At 65.1% G+C, this 18,960-nt stretch carries 20 protein-coding genes; 11 read left to right on the forward strand and 9 right to left on the reverse strand.

Going from position 1 to position 18,960, the window contains the following annotated elements:
• Positions 1 to 328: 328 nt before the first annotated feature.
• The 5 genes from hemA to murI are packed head-to-tail and all read left to right on the forward strand — an operon-like array spanning position 329 to position 5,055.
• Positions 329 to 1,606, forward strand: coding sequence for a glutamyl-tRNA reductase (gene hemA / locus V0R62_RS11420; RefSeq protein WP_330103793.1), 1,278 nt, complete (start codon positions 329 to 331; stop codon positions 1,604 to 1,606).
• Positions 1,603 to 2,685, forward strand: a complete 1,083-nt coding sequence (gene prfA / locus V0R62_RS11425) for a peptide chain release factor 1 (protein ID WP_028691144.1) — start codon at positions 1,603 to 1,605, stop codon at positions 2,683 to 2,685. Before hemA ends, prfA begins: the two co-directional genes overlap by 4 nt.
• On the forward strand, positions 2,686 to 3,516 hold the full coding sequence (gene prmC, locus V0R62_RS11430) for a peptide chain release factor N(5)-glutamine methyltransferase (RefSeq protein WP_330103794.1): 831 nt from the start codon (positions 2,686 to 2,688) through the stop codon (positions 3,514 to 3,516).
• A complete protein-coding gene (locus V0R62_RS11435) occupies positions 3,510 to 4,265 on the forward strand; it encodes a molybdopterin-synthase adenylyltransferase MoeB (RefSeq protein ID WP_330103795.1) in 756 nt (251 codons plus the stop codon). Before prmC ends, V0R62_RS11435 begins: the two co-directional genes overlap by 7 nt.
• Entirely contained in the window at positions 4,258 to 5,055 is a 798-nt protein-coding gene (murI, locus tag V0R62_RS11440; protein WP_330103796.1) for a glutamate racemase, read from the forward strand. Before V0R62_RS11435 ends, murI begins: the two co-directional genes overlap by 8 nt.
• Positions 5,056 to 5,064: 9 nt before the next feature.
• Here the strand turns inward: murI and V0R62_RS11445 are convergent, their stop codons facing one another.
• The 5 genes from V0R62_RS11445 to V0R62_RS11465 form a co-directional block, all read right to left on the reverse strand.
• The gene (locus V0R62_RS11445) at positions 5,065 to 5,745 is read right to left on the reverse strand and encodes an SDR family NAD(P)-dependent oxidoreductase (RefSeq protein ID WP_330103797.1); all 681 of its coding nucleotides are present in this window, start codon (positions 5,743 to 5,745) and stop codon (positions 5,065 to 5,067) included.
• Positions 5,746 to 5,748: 3 nt separating this feature from the next.
• On the reverse strand, positions 5,749 to 7,185 hold the full coding sequence (gene phrB / locus V0R62_RS11450) for a deoxyribodipyrimidine photo-lyase (protein ID WP_330103798.1): 1,437 nt from the start codon (positions 7,183 to 7,185) through the stop codon (positions 5,749 to 5,751).
• A gap of 10 nt (positions 7,186 to 7,195) precedes the next feature.
• Positions 7,196 to 8,071, reverse strand: coding sequence for a MerR family transcriptional regulator (locus V0R62_RS11455; RefSeq protein WP_330103799.1), 876 nt, complete (start codon positions 8,069 to 8,071; stop codon positions 7,196 to 7,198).
• Complete coding sequence (locus V0R62_RS11460) at positions 8,061 to 9,029, reverse strand: DUF523 and DUF1722 domain-containing protein (protein ID WP_330103800.1); 969 nt, start codon at positions 9,027 to 9,029, stop codon at positions 8,061 to 8,063. The genes V0R62_RS11455 and V0R62_RS11460 overlap by 11 nt, the downstream gene beginning before the upstream one ends.
• A gap of 106 nt (positions 9,030 to 9,135) precedes the next feature.
• Entirely contained in the window at positions 9,136 to 10,122 is a 987-nt protein-coding gene (locus V0R62_RS11465; RefSeq protein WP_050703738.1) for an NAD(P)/FAD-dependent oxidoreductase, read from the reverse strand.
• Between the two features lie 186 nt (positions 10,123 to 10,308).
• Between V0R62_RS11465 and V0R62_RS11470 the strand changes: the two genes are divergently transcribed.
• Positions 10,309 to 11,214, forward strand: coding sequence for a TIGR01777 family oxidoreductase (locus V0R62_RS11470; RefSeq protein WP_330103801.1), 906 nt, complete (start codon positions 10,309 to 10,311; stop codon positions 11,212 to 11,214).
• Positions 11,215 to 11,227: 13 nt separating this feature from the next.
• A complete protein-coding gene (hemH, locus tag V0R62_RS11475) occupies positions 11,228 to 12,241 on the forward strand; it encodes a ferrochelatase (protein WP_330103802.1) in 1,014 nt (337 codons plus the stop codon).
• A 60-nt stretch (positions 12,242 to 12,301) separates the two neighbouring features.
• Here the strand turns inward: hemH and V0R62_RS11480 are convergent, their stop codons facing one another.
• Together V0R62_RS11480 and upp are read right to left on the reverse strand one after the other, a co-directional pair.
• Positions 12,302 to 13,576: a uracil-xanthine permease family protein gene (locus tag V0R62_RS11480; protein WP_050703741.1), complete on the reverse strand. Its 1,275-nt coding sequence runs from the start codon at positions 13,574 to 13,576 to the stop codon at positions 12,302 to 12,304.
• Positions 13,577 to 13,578: 2 nt separating this feature from the next.
• The gene (gene upp / locus V0R62_RS11485) at positions 13,579 to 14,217 is read right to left on the reverse strand and encodes a uracil phosphoribosyltransferase (RefSeq protein ID WP_028691132.1); all 639 of its coding nucleotides are present in this window, start codon (positions 14,215 to 14,217) and stop codon (positions 13,579 to 13,581) included.
• A gap of 165 nt (positions 14,218 to 14,382) precedes the next feature.
• On the opposite strand from upp, the gene V0R62_RS11490 reads away from it, so the two are divergent.
• The 4 genes from V0R62_RS11490 (at position 14,383) to V0R62_RS11505 (ending at position 16,347) form a co-directional block, all read left to right on the forward strand.
• Positions 14,383 to 14,940, forward strand: coding sequence for a hypoxanthine-guanine phosphoribosyltransferase (locus tag V0R62_RS11490; RefSeq protein ID WP_280082648.1), 558 nt, complete (start codon positions 14,383 to 14,385; stop codon positions 14,938 to 14,940).
• Positions 14,941 to 14,942: 2 nt separating this feature from the next.
• Positions 14,943 to 15,416, forward strand: a complete 474-nt coding sequence (locus tag V0R62_RS11495; RefSeq protein WP_330103803.1) for a WbuC family cupin fold metalloprotein — start codon at positions 14,943 to 14,945, stop codon at positions 15,414 to 15,416.
• Positions 15,417 to 15,515: 99 nt separating this feature from the next.
• Positions 15,516 to 15,986, forward strand: coding sequence for a hypothetical protein (locus tag V0R62_RS11500; RefSeq protein ID WP_330103804.1), 471 nt, complete (start codon positions 15,516 to 15,518; stop codon positions 15,984 to 15,986).
• Positions 15,987 to 16,056: 70 nt separating this feature from the next.
• On the forward strand, positions 16,057 to 16,347 hold the full coding sequence (locus V0R62_RS11505; protein ID WP_102685300.1) for a PA4642 family protein: 291 nt from the start codon (positions 16,057 to 16,059) through the stop codon (positions 16,345 to 16,347).
• Positions 16,348 to 16,567: 220 nt separating this feature from the next.
• Here V0R62_RS11505 and mqo read toward each other — a convergent pair whose 3' ends face one another.
• Positions 16,568 to 18,073, reverse strand: a complete 1,506-nt coding sequence (gene mqo / locus V0R62_RS11510; RefSeq protein ID WP_330103805.1) for a malate dehydrogenase (quinone) — start codon at positions 18,071 to 18,073, stop codon at positions 16,568 to 16,570.
• A gap of 605 nt (positions 18,074 to 18,678) precedes the next feature.
• A complete protein-coding gene (locus V0R62_RS11515) occupies positions 18,679 to 18,912 on the reverse strand; it encodes a hypothetical protein (protein ID WP_330103806.1) in 234 nt (77 codons plus the stop codon).
• Between the last annotated feature and the right edge of the window lie 48 nt (positions 18,913 to 18,960).

Genomic DNA, 18,960 nt, shown 5'->3' on the forward strand with positions numbered 1-18,960 from the left:
TTTGCTTCTAAGCGCGCGGTAGTCCAGGCAACACCAATTGCGACTTCAGGAGGCCGAACGCAGGCCTCCTGAAGTCGCGAAGGTACGGGCGGCGCCTGGACTGGCGCAGCTGTCGCTAGCTGGGTATGGCGCTAGACTCTTGAACGGCAACGGCAACGGCAACGGCAACGGCAACGGCAACGGCAACGGCAACGGCAACGGCAACGGCAGGGATGGGGGCGGAGCGGGGCGATAGGCACGCCGCATCACCACAATAGCGAACGGTGGTTGTTCTAAAACCTGCGAAGTAGGACAATTATCGGCTTCACGTCCCAACCAGCGACCTTGCATGGCCTTTCTTGCACTTGGTATCAACCATAAGACTGCCTCGGTAGACGTACGCGAGCGCGTGGCGTTTACGCCCGAGCAGCTGGTCGATGCCCTGCAGCAGCTCTGCCGACTGACCGCCAGCCGTGAGGCGGCGATCCTGTCCACCTGCAACCGCAGCGAACTGTATATAGAGCAGGACCACCTCGCCGCCGACGCCGTGCTGCAATGGCTGGCCGACTATCACCAGTTGAGCCTCGACGAACTGCGCGCCAGCGCCTACGTCCACGAGGAGCACGACGCGGTCCGGCACATGATGCGCGTGGCCTCCGGCCTCGATTCGCTGGTGCTCGGCGAGCCGCAGATCCTCGGCCAGATGAAGTCGGCCTACGCCGTGGCCCGCGAGGCCGGCACCGTCGGGCCGCTGCTCGGGCGCCTGTTCCAGGCTACCTTCAGCGCCGCCAAGCAAGTGCGCACCGACACCGCCATCGGCGAAAACCCGGTCTCGGTGGCGTTCGCCGCGGTCAGCCTGGCCCGGCAGATCTTCTCCGACCTGGGCCGCAGCCAGGCGCTGCTGATCGGCGCCGGCGAGACCATCACCCTGGTCGCCCGCCACCTGCACGAGCAGGGCGTGCGCCGCATCGTCGTGGCCAACCGCACCCTCGAGCGCGCCAGCATTCTCGCCGAGCAGTTCGGCGCCCATGCCGTGCTGCTCTCGGACATCCCGCAGGAACTGGCCAACAGCGACATCGTCATCAGCTCCACCGCCAGCCAGCTGCCGATCCTCGGCAAGGGCGCGGTGGAAAGCGCGCTGAAGCAGCGCCGACACAAGCCGATCTTCATGGTCGACATCGCCGTGCCGCGGGATATCGAGCCGCAGGTGGGCGAGCTGGACGACGTCTACCTCTATACCGTCGACGACCTGCACGAAGTGGTCGCGGAAAACCTCAAGAGCCGCCAGGGCGCGGCCCAGGCCGCCGAAGAACTGGTGTCGGCCGGCGCCGATGATTTCATGGCGCGCCTGCGCGAGCTGGCGGCGGTGGATGTGCTCAAGGCCTACCGCCAGCAAAGTGAGCGCCTGCGCGACGAAGAACTGCAAAAGGCCCTGCGCCTGCTCGGCAACGGCGGCAACCCCGAGGACGTGCTGATGCAACTGGCCCGGGGCCTGACCAACAAGCTCCTGCACGCCCCCAGCGTGCAACTGAAAAAGCTCTCCGCCGAAGGCCGCCTCGATGCGCTGGCCATGGCCCAGGAACTCTTCGCCCTCCATGAGGGCTCGACGGACAAATCCCCGCAATGAAAGCGTCGCTGCTGAACAAACTGGACACGCTCCAGGATCGCTTCGAGGAACTCACCGCGCTGCTCGGTGACGCCGAAGTCATTTCCGACCAGACGCGCTTTCGCGCCTACTCCCGCGAGTACGCCGAAGTCGAGCCGGTGATTGCCTGCTATCAAGGCTGGCGCAAGGTCCAGGACGACCTCGAGGGCGCCCAGGCGCTGCTCAAGGACGCCGACCCCGACCTGCGCGAGATGGCGGTCGAAGAAGTGCGGGAAGCGAAAGAGCAACTGGTGGGCCTGGAGTCGCAACTGCAGCGCATGCTGCTGCCCAAGGACCCCAATGACGGGCGCAACGTGTTCCTCGAAATCCGCGCCGGCACTGGCGGCGACGAGGCGGCGATCTTCTCCGGCGACCTGTTCCGCATGTACTCGCGCTACGCCGAGAAACGCGGCTGGCGCCTGGAGATCCTCTCCGAGAACGAAGGCGAGCACGGCGGCTACAAGGAAATCATCGCCCGGGTCGAAGGCGATAGCGTCTACGGCAAGCTTAAGTTCGAGTCCGGCGCGCACCGTGTGCAGCGGGTGCCGGAAACCGAATCCCAGGGCCGCATCCACACCTCGGCCTGCACCGTGGCGGTGCTGCCCGAACCCGACGAGCAGGTGGCCATCGAGATCAACCCGGCCGACCTGCGCGTGGACACCTACCGCGCCTCCGGGGCCGGCGGCCAGCACGTCAACAAGACCGACTCGGCGATCCGCATCACCCACTTGCCCACCGGCATCGTGGTCGAGTGCCAGGAAGAGCGTTCGCAGCACAAGAACCGTGCCCGCGCCATGTCCTGGCTGTCGGCCAAGCTCAACGACATGCAGACCAGCGCCGCGCAGAACGCCATCGCCAGCGAGCGCAAGCTGCTGGTGGGCTCGGGCGACCGCTCCGAGCGCATCCGCACCTACAACTATCCACAGGGCCGGGTCACCGACCACCGTATCAACCTCACCCTCTACTCCCTGGACGATATCCTCGCCGGTGGCGTGGAGGCCGTGATCGAGCCGTTGCTGGCCGAATACCAGGCCGATCAGCTGGCCGCCCTGGGGGATTGAATGACCATCATCGCCAGCCTGCTGCGCAACGCGCAGTTGCCAGACTCGCCGACCGAACGGCTGGACGCCGAACTGCTCCTGGCCGCGGCCCTGGGCAAGTCGCGCAGCTTCCTGCACACCTGGCCCGAGCGTATCGTCAGCAGCGAGGCAGCGCAGGTGTTCGCCGACTACCTCGAACGGCGTCGCGCCGGTGAGCCGGTGGCCTATATCCTCGGCCAGCAGGGGTTCTGGAAACTGGACCTGGAAGTCGCGCCACACACGCTGATTCCGCGTCCGGACACCGAGTTGCTGGTTGAGACCGCGCTTGAGCTCGTGCCGCCCACGCCTGCCCGGGTACTCGACCTGGGCACCGGCACCGGGGCCATCGCCCTGGCCCTGGCCAGTGAGTGCCCGGGGTGGCAGGTTACCGCGGTGGACCGCATTGACGAGGCCGTGGCCCTGGCCGAGCGCAACCGCCAGCGCCTGGGCCTGGGCAATGTCCAGGTGCGCGCCAGCCACTGGTTCGGTGCCCTCGCAGGTGAGCGTTTCGACCTGATTCTCAGCAACCCGCCCTATATCCGCGTCGCCGATCCGCACCTGGTGGCCGGTGACGTGCGCTTCGAACCCAGCAGCGCCCTGGTGGCCGGCGAGGACGGGCTGGACGACCTGCGGGTGATCGTCGCCCAGGCCCCGGCACACCTGCTGCCCGGAGGTTGGCTGCTACTCGAGCATGGCTATGACCAGGCGCCCGCCGTACGCGACCTGCTGATGGCGGCCGGCTTCGTCGACGTCGCCAGCCGCGTCGACCTGGGCGGCCACGAACGTATCAGCCTGGGGCGGCTGCCATGCTGAGCGATCAGGAGCTGTTGCGCTACAGCCGGCAGATTCTGCTGTCGCAGGTGGATATCGACGGCCAGTTGCGCTTGAAACACGGCAAGGCCCTGGTCATCGGCCTCGGCGGGCTGGGCTCGCCGGTGGCGCTGTACCTCGCCGCGGCGGGTGTCGGTGAGCTGCACCTGGCCGATTTCGACACCGTCGACCTGACCAACCTGCAACGCCAGGTGATCCACGACAGCGACAGCGTCGGCATGAGCAAGGTCGATTCGGCCATCAAGCGTTTGCAGGCGATCAACCCGGAAATCAGCCTGGTCGCCCATCGCCGGGCGCTGGATGAGGATTCGCTGGCCGCCGCGGTGGCTGCGGTCGATGTGGTGCTCGACTGCTCCGACAACTTCGGCACCCGCGAGGCGGTCAATGCCGCCTGCGTGGTTGCGGGCAAACCGTTGGTCAGCGGCGCGGCGATCCGCCTCGAAGGTCAGTTGTCGGTGTTCGACACCCGCCACGACACCAGCCCCTGCTACCACTGCCTGTATGGCCATGGCAGCGAGGCCGAGCTGACCTGCAGCGAGGCCGGGGTGATCGGCCCACTGGTGGGGCTGGTCGGCAGCCTGCAGGCGCTGGAAGCGCTGAAGTTGCTGGCCGGTTTCGGCGAGCCACTGATCGGCCGTCTGTTGCTGATCGACGCCCTGAGCACCCGCATGCGCGAGCTGCGGGTCAAGCGCGACCCTGCCTGTGTCGTGTGTGCCAATCGCCATGGCTGAGCGTTCGGCGCCGGTGGGCGTGATGGATTCCGGCGTCGGCGGTTTGTCGGTGCTGGCCGAGATCCAGCGCCTGCTACCCAACGAGTCGCTGCTTTACCTGGCCGACAGCGGCCATGTGCCCTATGGCGAGAAGTCCCCGGACTACATTCGCCAGCGTCTGCGGCTGATCGCCAGGTTCTACCATGATCTGGGCGCCAAGGCATTGGTCATGGCCTGCAACACGGCCACGGTGGCGGCGGTGGCCGACCTGCGCGAGCTCTACCCGGACTGGCCGCTGGTGGGGATGGAGCCGGCAGTCAAGCCGGCGGCTGCGGCGACCCGTTCCGGCGTGGTTGGCGTACTGGCCACCACCGGTACCCTGCAGAGCGCCAAGTTCGCCGCCTTGCTCGACCGCTTCGCCAGCGATGTGCGGGTGATCACCCAGCCGTGCCCTGGGCTGGTCGAGCGTATCGAAGCGGGGGACCTGGTCAGCGAGCAACTGCGTCAGTTGCTGTCGGGCTATGTGAAACCTTTGCTGGCGGCCGGCTGCGACACCCTGATCCTGGGCTGCACCCACTATCCGTTCCTGCGGCCTATGCTGGCCGAGATGGTGCCGGTGGATGTGGCGATCATCGACACCGGCGCTGCCGTGGCGCGCCAACTGCAACGTCTGCTGCAGGCTCGCGGGTTGCTCGGCGACGGGCCGGCGCAGCCGACGGCGTTCTGGAGCAGCGGCGAGCCGGAAAACCTGCAGAAAGTCCTGCCGTTGTTATGGAACCAGTCCGGCAGCGTGCAGCGCTTCCTGCCTTGAAACCCTCGGTCAGCTGTTCTTCGGCAGTGGCCACAGTTCACCTGGGTTGAGCACCTCCAGCACCAGCTCGGGTTGGCGCTGATCCAGGCGCGCCAGCAACTCCTGCGCCGCGCTTTGCGCCGTCCAGGGCTCCGGAATGGCCTGCACCGAGGTCACCGGGGTCTTCAGCGACTGAGGCGCTACTAGGGTCAGGTCGATGCCCAGTGTGCTCAGGGTGTTACGTTGTTCGCTCAGCCATGTCGGCAGGCTGTTGCCGCCATTGAGCGGCTGGTTCGGTTCGAACAGCTGCAATGCCGAATAGCGGCTGAGAATGACCATGACCTGCGGCCTCTGGTCTTTGGCCAACAACGGCAGCGCGGCGTTCAGACTCTGGTGCGTGGCTTGAAGGTTGCTGCTGACGATCTGTTCGAACAGGTCTGCATTTGCCAAATTGTCCGGCAGATAGTCGCAGCTCCCGGCATTTACCAGCAGACAATCCAGCGCCCCCCAGGCGGCCTGAAGCCGCTGGCCGGCATCCTGCAAGGGGCCGAAAAGCCGCAGCAAGCGTGCTCCGTGAAGCTCCCCCAGGCTGTCGAGTTCCTGGCTATCCTTGCCACTGGCGGCCACCGTGTGCCCTTGTGCGAGCAACTGTTCCACCAAGGCCAGGCCGAGTCCGTGGCCGGCTCCTGTAACCCAGAAACGACGTGTCATGCTCTATGCCCCCTGATCCTGCCAGCTGGTCAAGCTTTTGAAGGCTTCCAATGCGCGTTGGCGACTACTATCGAGATCGACTATCGGGCCCGAGTAATTATTAGTAGCAAATAGGTCGGCGGATTTCACCGGGTAGTGAATCGATTTATCGTCTTTTCCCTCCAGTTCCGGCAACCACTGGCGGATGAACACCCCATTCGGATCGAAGCGCTGCGACTGAGTGATGGGATTGAAGATCCGAAAATAGGGCACCGCATCGGTACCGGTCGAAGCGCTCCATTGCCAGCCACCGTTGTTGGCGGCCAGGTCACCGTCTATCAGGTGACGCATGAAATGCCGTTCGCCGTGCCGCCAGTCGATCAGCAGGTTCTTGCTGAGGAACATGGCGACGATCATGCGCAGGCGGTTATGCATCCAGCCGGTGTGCAGCAGTTGGCGCATGGCGGCATCGATGAGAGGGAATCCGGTGCGGCCCTCCTTCCAGGCCTGCAGGTCGGCGGGCGCGTCGCGCCAGGGCAATGCTTCTGTATGCAGGCGGAAGGCGCGGTGCCGGGAGACCCGGGGATAGCCCACCAGCGTGTGCTTGTAGAACTCGCGCCACAGCAGCTCGTTGACCCAGGTCTGCACGCCGACGCTGCCACTGTCGAACTCGCCGCGGTTGCTGGCCAGTGCCGCATGCAGGCACTGGCGCGGCGAGACCACGCCGGCGGCGAGGTAGGGAGAGAGCTGGCTGGTACCGGCCATGGCAGGCAGGTCGCGCAGTTGTGCGTAGTCGTCGATGGTTTCGTCGACGAAGCGCTGCAGCCGCCGCTTACCTTCATCCTCGCCTGCCGGCCAGTGTTGGCGCAGGGTTTCGCAAGGGAGCGCGAAGCCTTCGACCTGCTGGGGGACGGCGTCGCTGCGGATCCCGAGGGCCTGCTGGGCCTGTACCTGTTGAGCCAGCGGCGGGAGGCTGCGGTGCAGATGCTCCAGGCAGACCCGCTTGAACTGGCTGAATACTTGAAAGTACTGGCCGGTGCGGGTCAGTACGCTACCGGGCCTGAATAGCAGCTGGTCGAGATGGCTGGTGGCGGTGATCCCGGCTTGTTGCAGTGATTCGCGAGTTGCTTGGTCCCGCCGGGCCTCGTTGATGCCGTATTCGTCGTTCCAGTGCACGGCCTCGATGCGGTGTTGGCGGCAGACCTCGAGCATGCATTCAGGGACGTCGGCCCAGGTGTCGGTGGTGCGAATCAGCAGCGGAATGTTCAATGCCACCAGCGACTGTTGCAACAGTCGCAGGTTGCGCAGCCAGAAGTCGACCTTGCATGGCGCATCGTCGTGGGCTTGCCACTGGCCGGGGCTGGCGATCCAGAGGGCCACGGCCGGGCCGCGTTGGCAGGCGGCTGTGAGGGCGGTGTTGTCGTCGATGCGCAGGTCACTGCGCAGCCAGATCAGTTGCATGGGGGCAGGCTCAAGGTCGGGTTTGCTGAAGGCAGCGCAAGGCGGTTTGCGGGCTGTCGAACAGGTGCAGGTCAGGCAGCGCCAGTGCGTGCAACTCCGTCTCATGGAGAGTGACTGTGCTACCACCCAGGAGTTTCAGTGTGTTGACGTCCTGCAGTGCGCGGCCGAGCGCGGCCAGGTCGGGGCGACGGCCGAGGTGCAGCAGCAGTGCTCGTGGCTGCAGCTGTTCCACGGCCAGGCGCAGTTGGCGGGGCTCGACCGACCACTCGAGGATTTCCAGTGGGTAGCCGTTGCTGCTCAGCAGCCAGGCACAGAGCCAGAACTCGGCATCGAAGGGGGAATCGTCGGAGCGGGCGAGCAGCACACAGGGGCCGCCGAGCGAATGGCTGTCGTGGTAGACCCGCGCCCCCAGCTTGCTGCGCAGCCAGCCCTGAAAGAACACCTGTTCCAGGCGAGCGTCGAAATGCGTTTGCCAGCGTTGGACGAGGGCTTCGAGCAGCGGCAGCAGCAGGCGTTCGCAGACGGTCACGGCGGGGTAGAGAGCCATGACCTGGTTGATCAACTGGTCCAGCGGGCGTTGGGCAAGGCGGGCGATGGCCGCGATCAGCTGTTCGATGCGTTCGCCCCATTCGCCCTGGATCGGCGCCGTGGCGTGCGCGGCATTGTCCAGCAGTTCGCGCACCTGGCTCACCGCGGCGCCACGCTCCAGCCAACGCAGAACGGCCTGGACCCGCTGTACCTGGTCCTGTGGATAAAGGCGATGGCCCTTGGGCGTGCGCTGCGGCTTGATCAGGCCGTAGCGGCGTTCCCAGGCGCGCAGGGTGACCGGGTTGACGCCGGTCAGGCGGGCCACTTCACCGATGGGCAGCAATGGGTCAGATGGCATTGCGCAGTCCGAGGTCTTCCGGATGGGGTTGCAGGTAGGCCTGTTGCAGCAGGTAGGGATCGGGATGGCGGCGCAGGTGGTGCTTGAGCAGGGTCAGGGGCACCACCAGAGGCACCACGCCTTTCTGGTACTGGCCGATGACCTGCTGCAACTCGGCTTTGTCCGCCTGGCCCAGGTCGTTGCGCAGGTAGCCGCTCAGGTGCTGCAGCACGTTGCCGTGGGTGCCGCGGCTGGCGCAGCGGCGCAGGGCCTGCATCAGCTGGCTGAAGTAGCGCGGGCCGAGTTGCGTCGGGTCGTCGTCGCGGCTCATGCTGCCGAGCAGGCGGCCAAGGCTGCGGTATGCCTGGGGATTGTGCGCCATCAACAGGTACTTGTAGCGGGCATGGAAGCGGATCAGCGCGCCGCGGCTCAGGCCCTGGCGCAGCAGTTGCCGCCAGTCGGCGTAGGCGTAGACGCGGGCGATGAAATTTTCCCGCAGCACCGGATCGTGCAGGCGGCCTTCCTCCTCGACCGGCAGGTCCGGGCGCCGCTCGCAGAATGCCGCGGCGTAGGCGCCTCGGCCACCTTGGTGGGCCGGATGGCCGTCCTCCTGGTAGACCTTGACCCGTTCGAGGCCGCAGGACGGTGACTTCTGCATGAAGATGTAGCCGCAGATATCGTCGAGTTCGTCGGCCATCTGGGCACCATAGGCTCGCAGCGGGCCGGCGAAATCGGTGGCGCTGTTGCGTGTGCCGGTGACGGCCGGATGCTCGGGGTCGCCCACCAGGCGGATGGGTTCGCGGGGCGTGCCCAGGCCGATGGCGACCTCGGGGCACAGGGGGACCCAGTCGAAATGCTTGCCGAGCAGCTCGAGGCACAGGCTGGAGGCTTTGTGGCCGGCGTTGTAGCGCACATTGCGGCCGGTCAGGCAGGCGCTGATGGCCAGGCGTGGCTTGCCACTGGGCGGGGAAGCGTTCATCGCGGTCTCCGGAATGACTTGTACAGGCTGCACGGTTTGTACAAGTCTATTCCAGCACAGATGAAAACTTATACAAGAATATTTTTTTGTATAAGTTTGCCGTCGATTATTCCAGATGCTCCAGCAGGCGTCGGGCAGCTTCCTGGCCGCTGAGCCAGGCCCCTTCGACCCGGCCAGACAGGCACCAGTCGCCGCAGGCGTACAGGCCCAGGTCGGCATCGGCCAGCGTGCCCCACTCGTGATTGACGGCAGGGCGGGCGTACAGCCAACGGTGGGCGAGGGCAAAGGTCGGTGCGGGGACGACGCAGCCGACCAGTTCGGCGAATTCTCCCCACAGCTGTTCGATCACTTCTTCCTTGGGCAGGTCGATGTGCTGTTTGCTCCAGCTGGAGGTGGCATGCAGCACCCAGGTGTCGAGGTGTTCGTCGCGGCCCGGCTTGCTGCGGTTGCGGGCCAGCCAGTCGAGCGGGTTGTCCTGCACGAAGCAGCCCTGCATGGGGGTTTCCAGCGGTGCCTGGAAGCCCAGGGCAATGGCCCAGGTCGGCTCCATTTGCACCCCGGCGGCAACCGCCGCGAGCTTGGGCGCGGCGGCCAGCAACGGAGTGGCCTGGGGCGCCGGCACGGCGATCACCACCTGGCTGAACGGCCCATGGCTGCAGCCTTCGGTATCCTGCAGGTGCCAGTACTGCTTGCCGCGGAATACCTCGGTGATGCGACAGCCGAAGTTCACCGTGACATCCTTGAGCAGGCCGCGGGTGATGGCGCTCATGCGCGGTACGCCGACCCAGCGGGTCTGTTCGTCGGGGGAGGGGGTCAGTTCGCCATCGCGGTAGTTGTACAGCTGTGGCTTCCACTGCGCGGCCCAGCCGTTGGCCACCCAGTGCTGAACCTGCTCGACGAAGCGCCGGTCGCGGGCGGTGAAGTACTGGGCGCCGAGGTCCAGGGCGCCGGCATCGCTGCGCTTGCTGGCCATGCGTCCGCCGCTGCCGTGGCCCTTGTCGAACAGGTGGACGGTCTGCCCGGCCTTCTGCAGGGCCTGGGCGGCGGACAGGCCGGCGATTCCGGCACCGATGATGGCAATAGGTACTGTCATGATGGCCTCTTCGAACCTAGCTATACGCAGCCTACGCTGCCAGGCAAACCTGTACAATGCACAATGTTTGTATAAGGTTATTCCGCTCGATAGGCAGGTTGGCCTATGTTTATCCGAGAGCGTTCGGTCAAAAAAGTGCCTTGATCTTAAAAATAGACCACGGCCGCCCAGTGTGAGGACACAGCCATGCATATATTGCTGACCGGCGGTACCGGCCTGATCGGCCAACACCTCTGCCAGGTGTGGCGCCAGCAAGGGCATCGCCTGACAGTCTGGAGCCGCCGCCCCGAACAGGTGGCGAAAATCTGCGGTACCGGCGTGCGGGGCGTGGCCCGACTGGAGGACATTGCTGATGACGACGAGGTCGACGCGGTGGTCAACCTGGCCGGTGCGCCGATCGCCGACCGGCCCTGGACCGCGGCGCGGCGCAATCTGCTCTGGGCCAGTCGGGTGACCCTCACCGAGCAGTTGCTGGCCTGGCTGGAGCGCCGCGAGCGCCGCCCGCAAGTGCTGATTTCCGGCTCTGCGGTGGGCTGGTACGGCGACGGTGGCGAGCGTGAGCTCACCGAGGCTTCGCAGCCGGTGAAGGAGGACTTCGCCAGCCAGCTGTGCATCGCCTGGGAAGAAACCGCCCAGCGTGCCGAGGCCCTGGGAATTCGCGTGGTGCTGGTGCGCACCGGCCTGGTGCTGGCCGCCGATGGCGGTTTTTTGTCGCGCCTGCGCCTGCCATACAAGCTGGGCCTGGGCGGGCCGTTGGGCGATGGTCGGCAGTGGATGCCCTGGGTGCATATCGAAGACCAAATCGCCCTGATTGATTTTCTCTTGCGGCACAACGAAGCCAGCGGTCCCTATAATGCCTGCGCGCCGGAGCCGGTGCGCAACCGCGAGTTCGCCAAGCGCCTGGGCCACACCCTGCATCGCCCGGCGTTCATGCCGATGCCAGCGCTGTTGCTCAAGGCCGGGCTCGGCGAGCTTTCGACGCTGCTGCTCGGTGGCCAGCGCGCCCGTCCGGTGCGCTTGCTGGCGGCGGGCTTCACGTTCCGTTTCAACGATCTGCAATCGGCCCTGGACAACCTGTCCAGCCGCCTCTGACATAGGACGCTGCATGACCGATCACGCCCTGCTGCTGGTCAACCTGGGTTCGCCGGCCTCCACCTCGGTGGCCGACGTGCGCCGTTATCTCAACCAGTTCCTCATGGACCCGTACGTGATCGATCTGCCCTGGCCGGTGCGGCGGTTGCTGGTGTCGCTGATCCTGATCAAGCGCCCCGAGCAGTCGGCCCATGCCTACGCCTCGATCTGGTGGGACGAGGGCTCGCCGCTGGTGGTGCTGACCCGTCGTCTGCAGCAGGCGATGACGGCCCATTGGCCCCATGGGCCGGTGGAGATCGCCATGCGCTACGGACAACCGGCGCTGCCGGAGGTTCTGGAGCGCCTGGCCGCGCAAGGGGTGCGCAAGGTGACGCTGGCACCGCTTTATCCACAGTTCGCCGACAGCACCGTGACCACCGTGGTGGAGTTGGCGAAGCAGACCATCGCCGAGCGCAAGCTGCCCTTGCAGACCCGCATTCTGCAGCCGTTCTACGATCACCCTGAGTACATCGATGCATTGGTGGCCAGCGCCCGCCCGTATCTGGAGCAGGATTACGATCATCTGCTGCTGAGCTTCCATGGTTTGCCCGAGCGACACCTGAAGAAGCTCGACCCCACCGGCCGGCATGACTTCCAGGCCGCCGACTGTTGCAAGGACGCCAGCGCCGAGATGCGTGCGGTGTGCTATCGCGGCCAGTGCCTGGCAACGGCCAGGGCATTCGCCGAGAAGATGGGCATCCCGGACGGCAAGTGGTCGGTGTCGTTCCAGTCGCGCCTGGGCCGGGCCAAATGGATCGAGCCCTACACCGAGACGCGCCTGGATGAGCTGGGCAAGGCGGGGGTGAAGAAGCTGCTGGTGATGTGCCCGGCGTTTGTCGCCGATTGCATCGAGACGCTGGAGGAGATCGGCGATCGGGGCAAGGAGCAGTTCATCGAGGCGGGCGGGAAGGAGCTGGTGCTGGTGCCGTGCCTGAATGATCACCCGGAGTGGGTGAGGGTGTTGGCGGGGATGTGCGAGAAGGCTTGAGAGACTCGCCTGGCTTTGAATCGAGGGGCCGCAAGGCGGCCCCAGGATTTCAAGAAAGACTCAAGGCAACTGATCATCCAGCTTCTTGTTCTTCCAGCCATCGTTGCCCGGCAGGATCAGGTTCAGGGCAATGGCCACCACGGCGCACAGGGCGATGCCCTTCAGGCCCCAGTCGTCCGGGCCGTCGCCGCTGCCGATCAGCACGCCGCCGATGCCGAACACCAGGGTTACCGAAACGATCACCAGGTTGCGCGCCTCGGCCAGGTCGATCTTGTGGCGGATCATGGTGTTCATGCCCACCGCCGCGATCGAGCCGAACAGCAGGCAGAGAATACCGCCCATCACCGGTACCGGAATGCTCTGCAGCAGCGCGCCGAACTTGCCGATGAAGGCCAGGGTGATGGCGAATATCGCCGCCCAGGTCATGATCTTCGGGTTGTAGTTCTTGGTCAGCATCACCGCGCCGGTCACTTCGGCATAGGTGGTGTTGGGCGGGCCGCCGAACAGGCCGGCGGCGGTGGTGGCCAGGCCGTCACCCAGCAGCGTGCGGTGCAGGCCGGGCTTTTTCAGGTAGTCGCGGCCGGTCACGCTGCCCACCGCGATCACCCCGCCGATGTGTTCGATCGCCGGGGCCAGGGCCACCGGCACGATGAACAGGATGGCCTGCCAGTTGAAGGCCGGCGCGGTGAAGTTCGGCAGTTCCAGCCAAGGGGCCGCGGCGATCTTGGCGGTGTCGACCACGCCAAAGGCGAACGACAGGGCGAAGCCCACCAGCACGCCGGCAATGATCGGCACCAGGCGGAAGATGCCCTTGCCGAACACGGCGACGATCAGCGTGGTCAGCAGTGCCGGCATGGAGATCAGCATGGCGGTCTTGTACGGCATCAGCGCAGCACCGTCACCGCCCTTGCCCATCGCCATGTTGGCGGCGATCGGCGCCATGGCCAGGCCGATGGAGATGATCACCGGGCCGATCACCACCGGCGGCAGCATGCGGTCGATGAAACCGGTGCCCTTGATCTTCACCATCAGGCCCATGAAGGTGTACACGAAGCCTGCGGCCATCACGCCGCCCATGGTCTCGGCCAGGCCGAACTGGCCCTTGGCGAGGATGATCGGGGTGATGAAGGCGAAGCTCGAGGCCAGGAATACCGGGACCTGACGGCCCGTGACCAGCTGGAACAGCAGGGTGCCGATGCCGGCGGTGAACAGCGCCACGTTCGGATCGAGGCCGGTGATCAGCGGCATCAGCACCAGCGCGCCGAATGCCACGAAGAGCATCTGCGCGCCCGAGACGACCTGGCGCCAGAGCGGGTCGTTGAAGCCGTCCTGCATGATCAGGCGTCCTTCTGCTTGGTGCCGAAGATCTTGTCGCCGGCATCACCCAGGCCTGGGACGATGTAGCCGTGTTCGTTCAGGCGCTGGTCGATCGAGGCGGTGTAGATCTGCACGTCCGGGTGGGCTTTCTCCACCACGGCGATGCCTTCGGGCGCCGCGACCAGGACCATCGCGCGGATTTCCTTGCAGCCGGCCTTTTTCAGCAGGTCGATGGTGGCGACCATCGAGCCGCCGGTGGCCAGCATCGGGTCGATGATCAGGGCCAGGCGCTGGTTGATGTCCGGCGCGAGTTTCTCGAGGTAGGTGTGGGCCTCGAGGGTTTCCTCGTTGCGGGCAACGCCCACGGCACTCACCTTGGCCCCGGGGACCAGGCTGAGCACGCCGTCGAGCATGCCGATGCCGGCGCGCAGGATCGGCACGACGGTGATCTTCTTGCCGGCGATTTTCTCGACTTGCACCTTGCCGCACCAGCCGTCGATCTCGTAGGTTTCGAGCGGCAGGTCCTGGGTGGCTTCATAGGTCAGCAGTGCACCGACTTCCTGGGCGAGTTCGCGAAAATTCTTGGTGCTGATATCGGCACGGCGCATCAGGCCGAGCTTGTGGCGGATCAGCGGATGGCGGATCTCACGAGTAGGCATAGGGGGAGGGCTCCGGGAGGCGGGCAAAAAAACCGCGCTAGATTAATCTATTCAGTCCTTGATGTCGTGCAGTCATTGTGCACGTTAGTCCATAAAGGCTTGATCTGGGACGAGCGGATGCGTACCTTTGCCCGCTTTTCCAAAACGCACCCCCTGGAGAGCGCCATGTCCGCCGATCTCGAGCATATCCGTCAAGTGATGCACGAGGCTGATTGCCTGTACAACGAAGCCGAGGTCGAGGCCGCCATCGCCGAGGTCGGCAAACAGATCTGCCAGGACCTGCACGACAAGAACCCGGTGGTCTTCTGCGTGATGAACGGTGGCCTGATCTTCTCCGGCAAGCTGCTGACCCACCTGCAGTTCCCGCTGGAAGCCTCGTACCTGCACGCTACCCGCTACCGCAACACCACCAGTGGCGGCGAGCTGTTCTGGAAGGCCAAGCCGGAAGTGTCGTTCATCGACCGCGATGTGCTGATCGTCGATGACATCCTCGACGAGGGCCACACCCTCAGCGCCATCATCGAGTTCTGCAAGCACGCCGGTGCCCGCGCGGTGCACACCGCCGTGCTGATCGACAAGGACCACGACCGCAAGGCCAGCCCGGACCTGAAGGCCACCTACACCGGCCTGCCGTGCGTCGACCGCTACATCTTCGGCTACGGCATGGACTACAAGGGCTACTGGCGCAACGCCAACGGCATCTTCGCGGTCAAGGGGCTGTGATCATGCGCCAGCCCGCGTTCCTCGATCAGTCGTTGTTCGACGGGCTGGCGCAGAAGGCCAGCGAAAGCCCGCGTGGGCGCCAGCACCACAACTTCCACCAGATGGAAGAGCCCTGCCACCGCATGGCGGTGGGGTTGCAGCCGCACACCTACATTCCGCCGCACCGGCACCTGAGTGATGACAAGGCCGAGGTTTTGATCGTGCTCAAGGGGCGCCTGGGGTTGTTGATTTTCGACGATCAGGGTGAGGTGATCGACAAGCGTGTCCTGTTGGCGGGCGGCGAGTGCCTGGGTGTCGACCTGGCGCCTGGCACTTACCACGGCCTGGTGGTGCTCGAGGCGGACAGCGTGATGTTCGAGTGCAAGGCCGGCCCATACCGGCCGGTGGGCGAGGGAGAACATGCTCACTGGGCGCCGCGTGAAGGTGAGGCGGGGGTTGCCGAGTATCATGCCTGGATGCGCGCGCAGTTCGATTGAGCCTGCGCCCCCTCATCGAGGGAGCGGCGGTTCGCCGCTGCGGCTTGCCCCGCGACAGGGCCTGTGCGTAGAGTGCCTGCTCATGCCAAGGAGCCCCACATGCGTGCGATCGTCCCCCTCCTGCTGGCGGTGAGCCTGCCACTCTCGGCCGCCCCGCTGCACAGCCAGTTCCTCCCGCCCGACGACCTCTCCCTGCGCCAGGAAGCACCGGCCAGCCAGCAATTGCTGCAGGTCACCGATTACACCGTGGTGGTGGGCACCCAGCGCCAGTCCGACCAGCAACCGATTCCGATCACCTCCTCCTTGCAGATGCGCCTGAAGGGCAAGCCGTTGAGCAAGGGGTCGACTATTGCCCAGGTGCTGCTCAACTTCGACGGCGAAGGTGGCAAGAGCCTGAAGAAACCGGTCTACGACGAAAAGACCCGCACCCTGACCCTCAACTATCCGATGGCCGATTATCGGGTGATCATGGACCTTTTGCGCAACGAAACCCTGTACGTGCAGTTCCTCACCTACGCCAACGGTCACGTCTGGGCCGACCTGCACACCGGTACCGTACGTACGCGTTGAGGGCCGCAGGTTTCGGGGGGTAAACTGCCGGCCTTCGAAAATGTCCGTGATGGTCCAGTTGGAGTCGGCGATGCGTAAAGACAAGAAACAAGTGATTGGTGACGAGATCAGCGACGAGTACATCAAGACGTTCCTGCAGTTCGAGCCGGCCGATGGCCTGACCTCGCCGTCCCATCACAAGCTGATCAAGGGCTACCGCGGCCTGCGGGTCGATGATTTCGAGCGCTATGTGGGCTTCTTCGTCGCGGCCGGCTATGACCTCGATGGCAAGGACGAACACGGCAAGACCTTCGTCGAGGCGATCGCCGACCAGCGCAATGCGCCGGAGTACATCGAGATCATCGATAACGCCCGGGGTTGATTTCGCGCGTTCGGCTTCTCCTGTAGGAGCGGCCTTGCCGAGGCGTCGGACCGGCCGGAAAGGGGCGCGAAGCGGCCCCAGATTTCAGCATTCCTGTAACATTGCCGGGGCCGCTTTGCGGCCCTTTCGCGACACAAGGCCGCTCCTACAAGAGGGAGGTCAGTCTGGTGAGGCAGGCACAAAAAAACGCCCCGAGGGGCGTTTTTTGGTTTCAGCCGGATCAGGCGTAATGCTTGGCCGGGCTGCTTTCCACCAGTTCCAGCGCCTTGTCGTTGTCGGCGCTGATCTTGTGGTACAGGGCGGCATCGCTGGCCAGGACCTTCTCGCGGGCCGGGAAGATCTCCTTGAGCTTGGCGGCCCAGGCACCCTTGGCCTGCTCGGGGAAGCAGCGCTCGATCAGCTCGAGCATGATCGACACGGTCACCGAGGCGCCTGGGGAGGCGCCGAGCAGCGCGGCCAGGCTGCCGTCCTGGGCCGAGACCAGCTCGGTGCCGAACTGCAGGATGCCGCCTTTCTTCGGGTCCTTCTTGATGATCTGCACGCGCTGGCCGGCCACTTCCAGGCGCCAGTCCTCGGCTTTGGCCTCGGGGTAGAAGCGGCGCAGCGATTCCAGGCGCTGTTCCATCGACTGCATCACTTCGCTGACCAGGTACTTGGTCAGGTCCATGTTGTCGCGGGCCACCGCCAGCATCGGGCCAATGTTGCCCATGCGCACCGACAGCGGCAGGTCCATGAGCGAGCCGTGCTTGAGGAACTTGGTGGTGAAGCCGGCGTACGGGCCGAACAGCAGCGAGGTGCTGCCATCGACTACGCGGGTATCCAGGTGCGGTACCGACATGGGCGGGGCGCCAACCGCGGCCTGGCTGTAGACCTTGGCCTGGTGCTGCTTGACGATTTCCGGGTTGTCGCAACGCAGCCACTGACCGCTGACCGGGAAGCCGCCGAAGCCTTTGCTTTCCGGGATACCGGAGGCCTGCAGCAGGGGCAGTGCGGCACCGCCGGCGCCGAGGAAGACGAAGCGGGCGTCGACTTCACGGCTGCCGCCGCTGTTGACGTCCTTGATGCTCACTGTCCAGCCGCTGCCGTTGCGGCGCAGGCCGACGACCTTCTTGCTGTACTTGACCTGGGTGTCCGGGCTGTTGCCCAGCAGCTTGAGCAGCTTGTTGGTCAGGGCGCCGAAGTTGACGTCGGTGCCTTTGGCCACGCGGGTCGCGGCGATGCGTTGGTCCGCCGGGCGGCCCGGCATCATCAGCGGCATCCAGTCATTCATCACGGCCTTGTCTTCGGTGTATTCCATCTCCGAGAAGGCGTGGTGCTGCTTGAGCAGCTCGAAACGCTTCTTGAGGAAGTCGATACCCTTGTCACCCTCGACGTAGCTCAGGTGCGGAACCGGGTTGATGAAAGCACGTGGCGAGCCGAAGTTGCCCTTTTTGCTCAGGTAGGCCCAGAACTGGCGCGAAACCTCGAACTGGGTGTTGATGTGCACGGCCTTCTTGATGTCGATGCTGCCATCGGCAGCCTGCGGGGTGTAATTCAGCTCGCACAGGCCGGCATGGCCGGTACCGGCGTTGTTCCAGGGGTTGGAACTCTCCGCGGCCCCGGAGTCCATCGCCTCGACGACCTCAAGCTTCAGGGTCGGGTCGAGCTCCTTGAGCAGTACGGCCAGGGTGGCACTCATGATGCCCGCGCCTACCAGTACCACATCAACCGATTCGTTCTGCGCCATTAACGCGTCTCCACAATCTACAGCACCTAATTGACAGCATAGGATCCCTGGGGTGGCCAGGATCGCCATGTCCGACTCTTCGCAGTTCTTGCAACTTCCGCGGACACCGCCAATCAGTCTTGGGTGTTCGGCTATTGAACGCCCTTTGCCACGGGTGCGGCAATTCGACTTATGGTCAAGTGCTCCGTCGTGCGTTATGGACCGGCCTCAGAGGCTCATCGGGGATGAGCGCTCATGCCGTCTGTTCAGGGCTGTTCGGGACACATCTGCCGCTCTTGCACATGCCAGACTGTTCATTTGCTCGCCACACTCTCGTGAAGTTGTGAAAAACCGTTTTTTCACGCTCTTTTGGAGTCGTGAACCTCAAAAGTGGACTGCGCGATGGCAACCCGCAGGTTCATGCGAAGCAGAAGGCCGGGAACAGCAGGCACGACAGCCAATGCAAGACCTGAGTGGAAGGCTCTCTGTGGGCGAAGCGTCGAGGGTGCCGGGGTCAAGCGGCGAATGCGGGGCCCGATCAGGAGACGTCCTTATAATCGGGGGGAGATTATAACGATGTCGCGGGCGGAAAGGGCGTACTTGTTGGGTTTTTATTGCAGCGTTTGTCAGGCGGATAGGGTGCGTTGCTGCCAACGCTGCGTTGCACGGGCGCAAATCCGGGCGCTGGCCGGCAGCGGGCGGCCGAGCCAGGCCAGTTGCGCTTCGTTCACCTGCACCCAGCCGCCGTTGCCCGGTGGCGTGGTGCAGTGCTTGAAACCGAGGCAGATGCCGTCGCTGTCGAGGCGGGCGTAGGTGGCGTGGCGCGGGCGGTGGAAGAGCAGGGTCCAGAGCGAGGCCATGGTGGTCAGTCCTGTGTGTGAGGGCTGGCGCCAGAATAGCCGGGGGGC

The sequence above is a fragment of the Pseudomonas carassii genome (genome assembly GCF_036324045.1).
In the GTDB taxonomy this organism is placed as follows: Bacteria; Pseudomonadota; Gammaproteobacteria; order Pseudomonadales; family Pseudomonadaceae; genus Aquipseudomonas; species Aquipseudomonas peradeniyensis.

Bases quoted from the DNA above. Each gene is read 5' to 3' on its own strand.
- V0R62_RS11505 (WP_102685300.1), top strand. From the start codon at position 16,057: ATGCGTAAAGACAAGAAACAAGTGATTGGTGACGAGATCAGCGACGAG.
- hemA (WP_330103793.1), top strand. From the start codon at position 329: ATGGCCTTTCTTGCACTTGGTATCAACCATAAGACTGCCTCGGTAGAC.
- murI (WP_330103796.1), top strand. From the start codon at position 4,258: ATGGCTGAGCGTTCGGCGCCGGTGGGCGTGATGGATTCCGGCGTCGGC.
- mqo (WP_330103805.1), bottom strand. From the start codon at position 18,073: ATGGCGCAGAACGAATCGGTTGATGTGGTACTGGTAGGCGCGGGCATC.
- V0R62_RS11495 (WP_330103803.1), top strand. From the start codon at position 14,943: ATGCGCCAGCCCGCGTTCCTCGATCAGTCGTTGTTCGACGGGCTGGCG.
- prmC (WP_330103794.1), top strand. From the start codon at position 2,686: ATGACCATCATCGCCAGCCTGCTGCGCAACGCGCAGTTGCCAGACTCG.
- V0R62_RS11515 (WP_330103806.1), bottom strand. From the start codon at position 18,912: ATGGCCTCGCTCTGGACCCTGCTCTTCCACCGCCCGCGCCACGCCACC.
- V0R62_RS11480 (WP_050703741.1), bottom strand. From the start codon at position 13,576: ATGCAGGACGGCTTCAACGACCCGCTCTGGCGCCAGGTCGTCTCGGGC.
- V0R62_RS11500 (WP_330103804.1), top strand. From the start codon at position 15,516: ATGCGTGCGATCGTCCCCCTCCTGCTGGCGGTGAGCCTGCCACTCTCG.
- upp (WP_028691132.1), bottom strand. From the start codon at position 14,217: ATGCCTACTCGTGAGATCCGCCATCCGCTGATCCGCCACAAGCTCGGC.
- V0R62_RS11445 (WP_330103797.1), bottom strand. From the start codon at position 5,745: ATGACACGTCGTTTCTGGGTTACAGGAGCCGGCCACGGACTCGGCCTG.
- V0R62_RS11460 (WP_330103800.1), bottom strand. From the start codon at position 9,029: ATGAACGCTTCCCCGCCCAGTGGCAAGCCACGCCTGGCCATCAGCGCC.
- hemH (WP_330103802.1), top strand. From the start codon at position 11,228: ATGACCGATCACGCCCTGCTGCTGGTCAACCTGGGTTCGCCGGCCTCC.
- phrB (WP_330103798.1), bottom strand. From the start codon at position 7,185: ATGCAACTGATCTGGCTGCGCAGTGACCTGCGCATCGACGACAACACC.
- V0R62_RS11455 (WP_330103799.1), bottom strand. From the start codon at position 8,071: ATGCCATCTGACCCATTGCTGCCCATCGGTGAAGTGGCCCGCCTGACC.
- V0R62_RS11435 (WP_330103795.1), top strand. From the start codon at position 3,510: ATGCTGAGCGATCAGGAGCTGTTGCGCTACAGCCGGCAGATTCTGCTG.
- V0R62_RS11470 (WP_330103801.1), top strand. From the start codon at position 10,309: ATGCATATATTGCTGACCGGCGGTACCGGCCTGATCGGCCAACACCTC.
- V0R62_RS11490 (WP_280082648.1), top strand. From the start codon at position 14,383: ATGTCCGCCGATCTCGAGCATATCCGTCAAGTGATGCACGAGGCTGAT.
- prfA (WP_028691144.1), top strand. From the start codon at position 1,603: ATGAAAGCGTCGCTGCTGAACAAACTGGACACGCTCCAGGATCGCTTC.
- V0R62_RS11465 (WP_050703738.1), bottom strand. From the start codon at position 10,122: ATGACAGTACCTATTGCCATCATCGGTGCCGGAATCGCCGGCCTGTCC.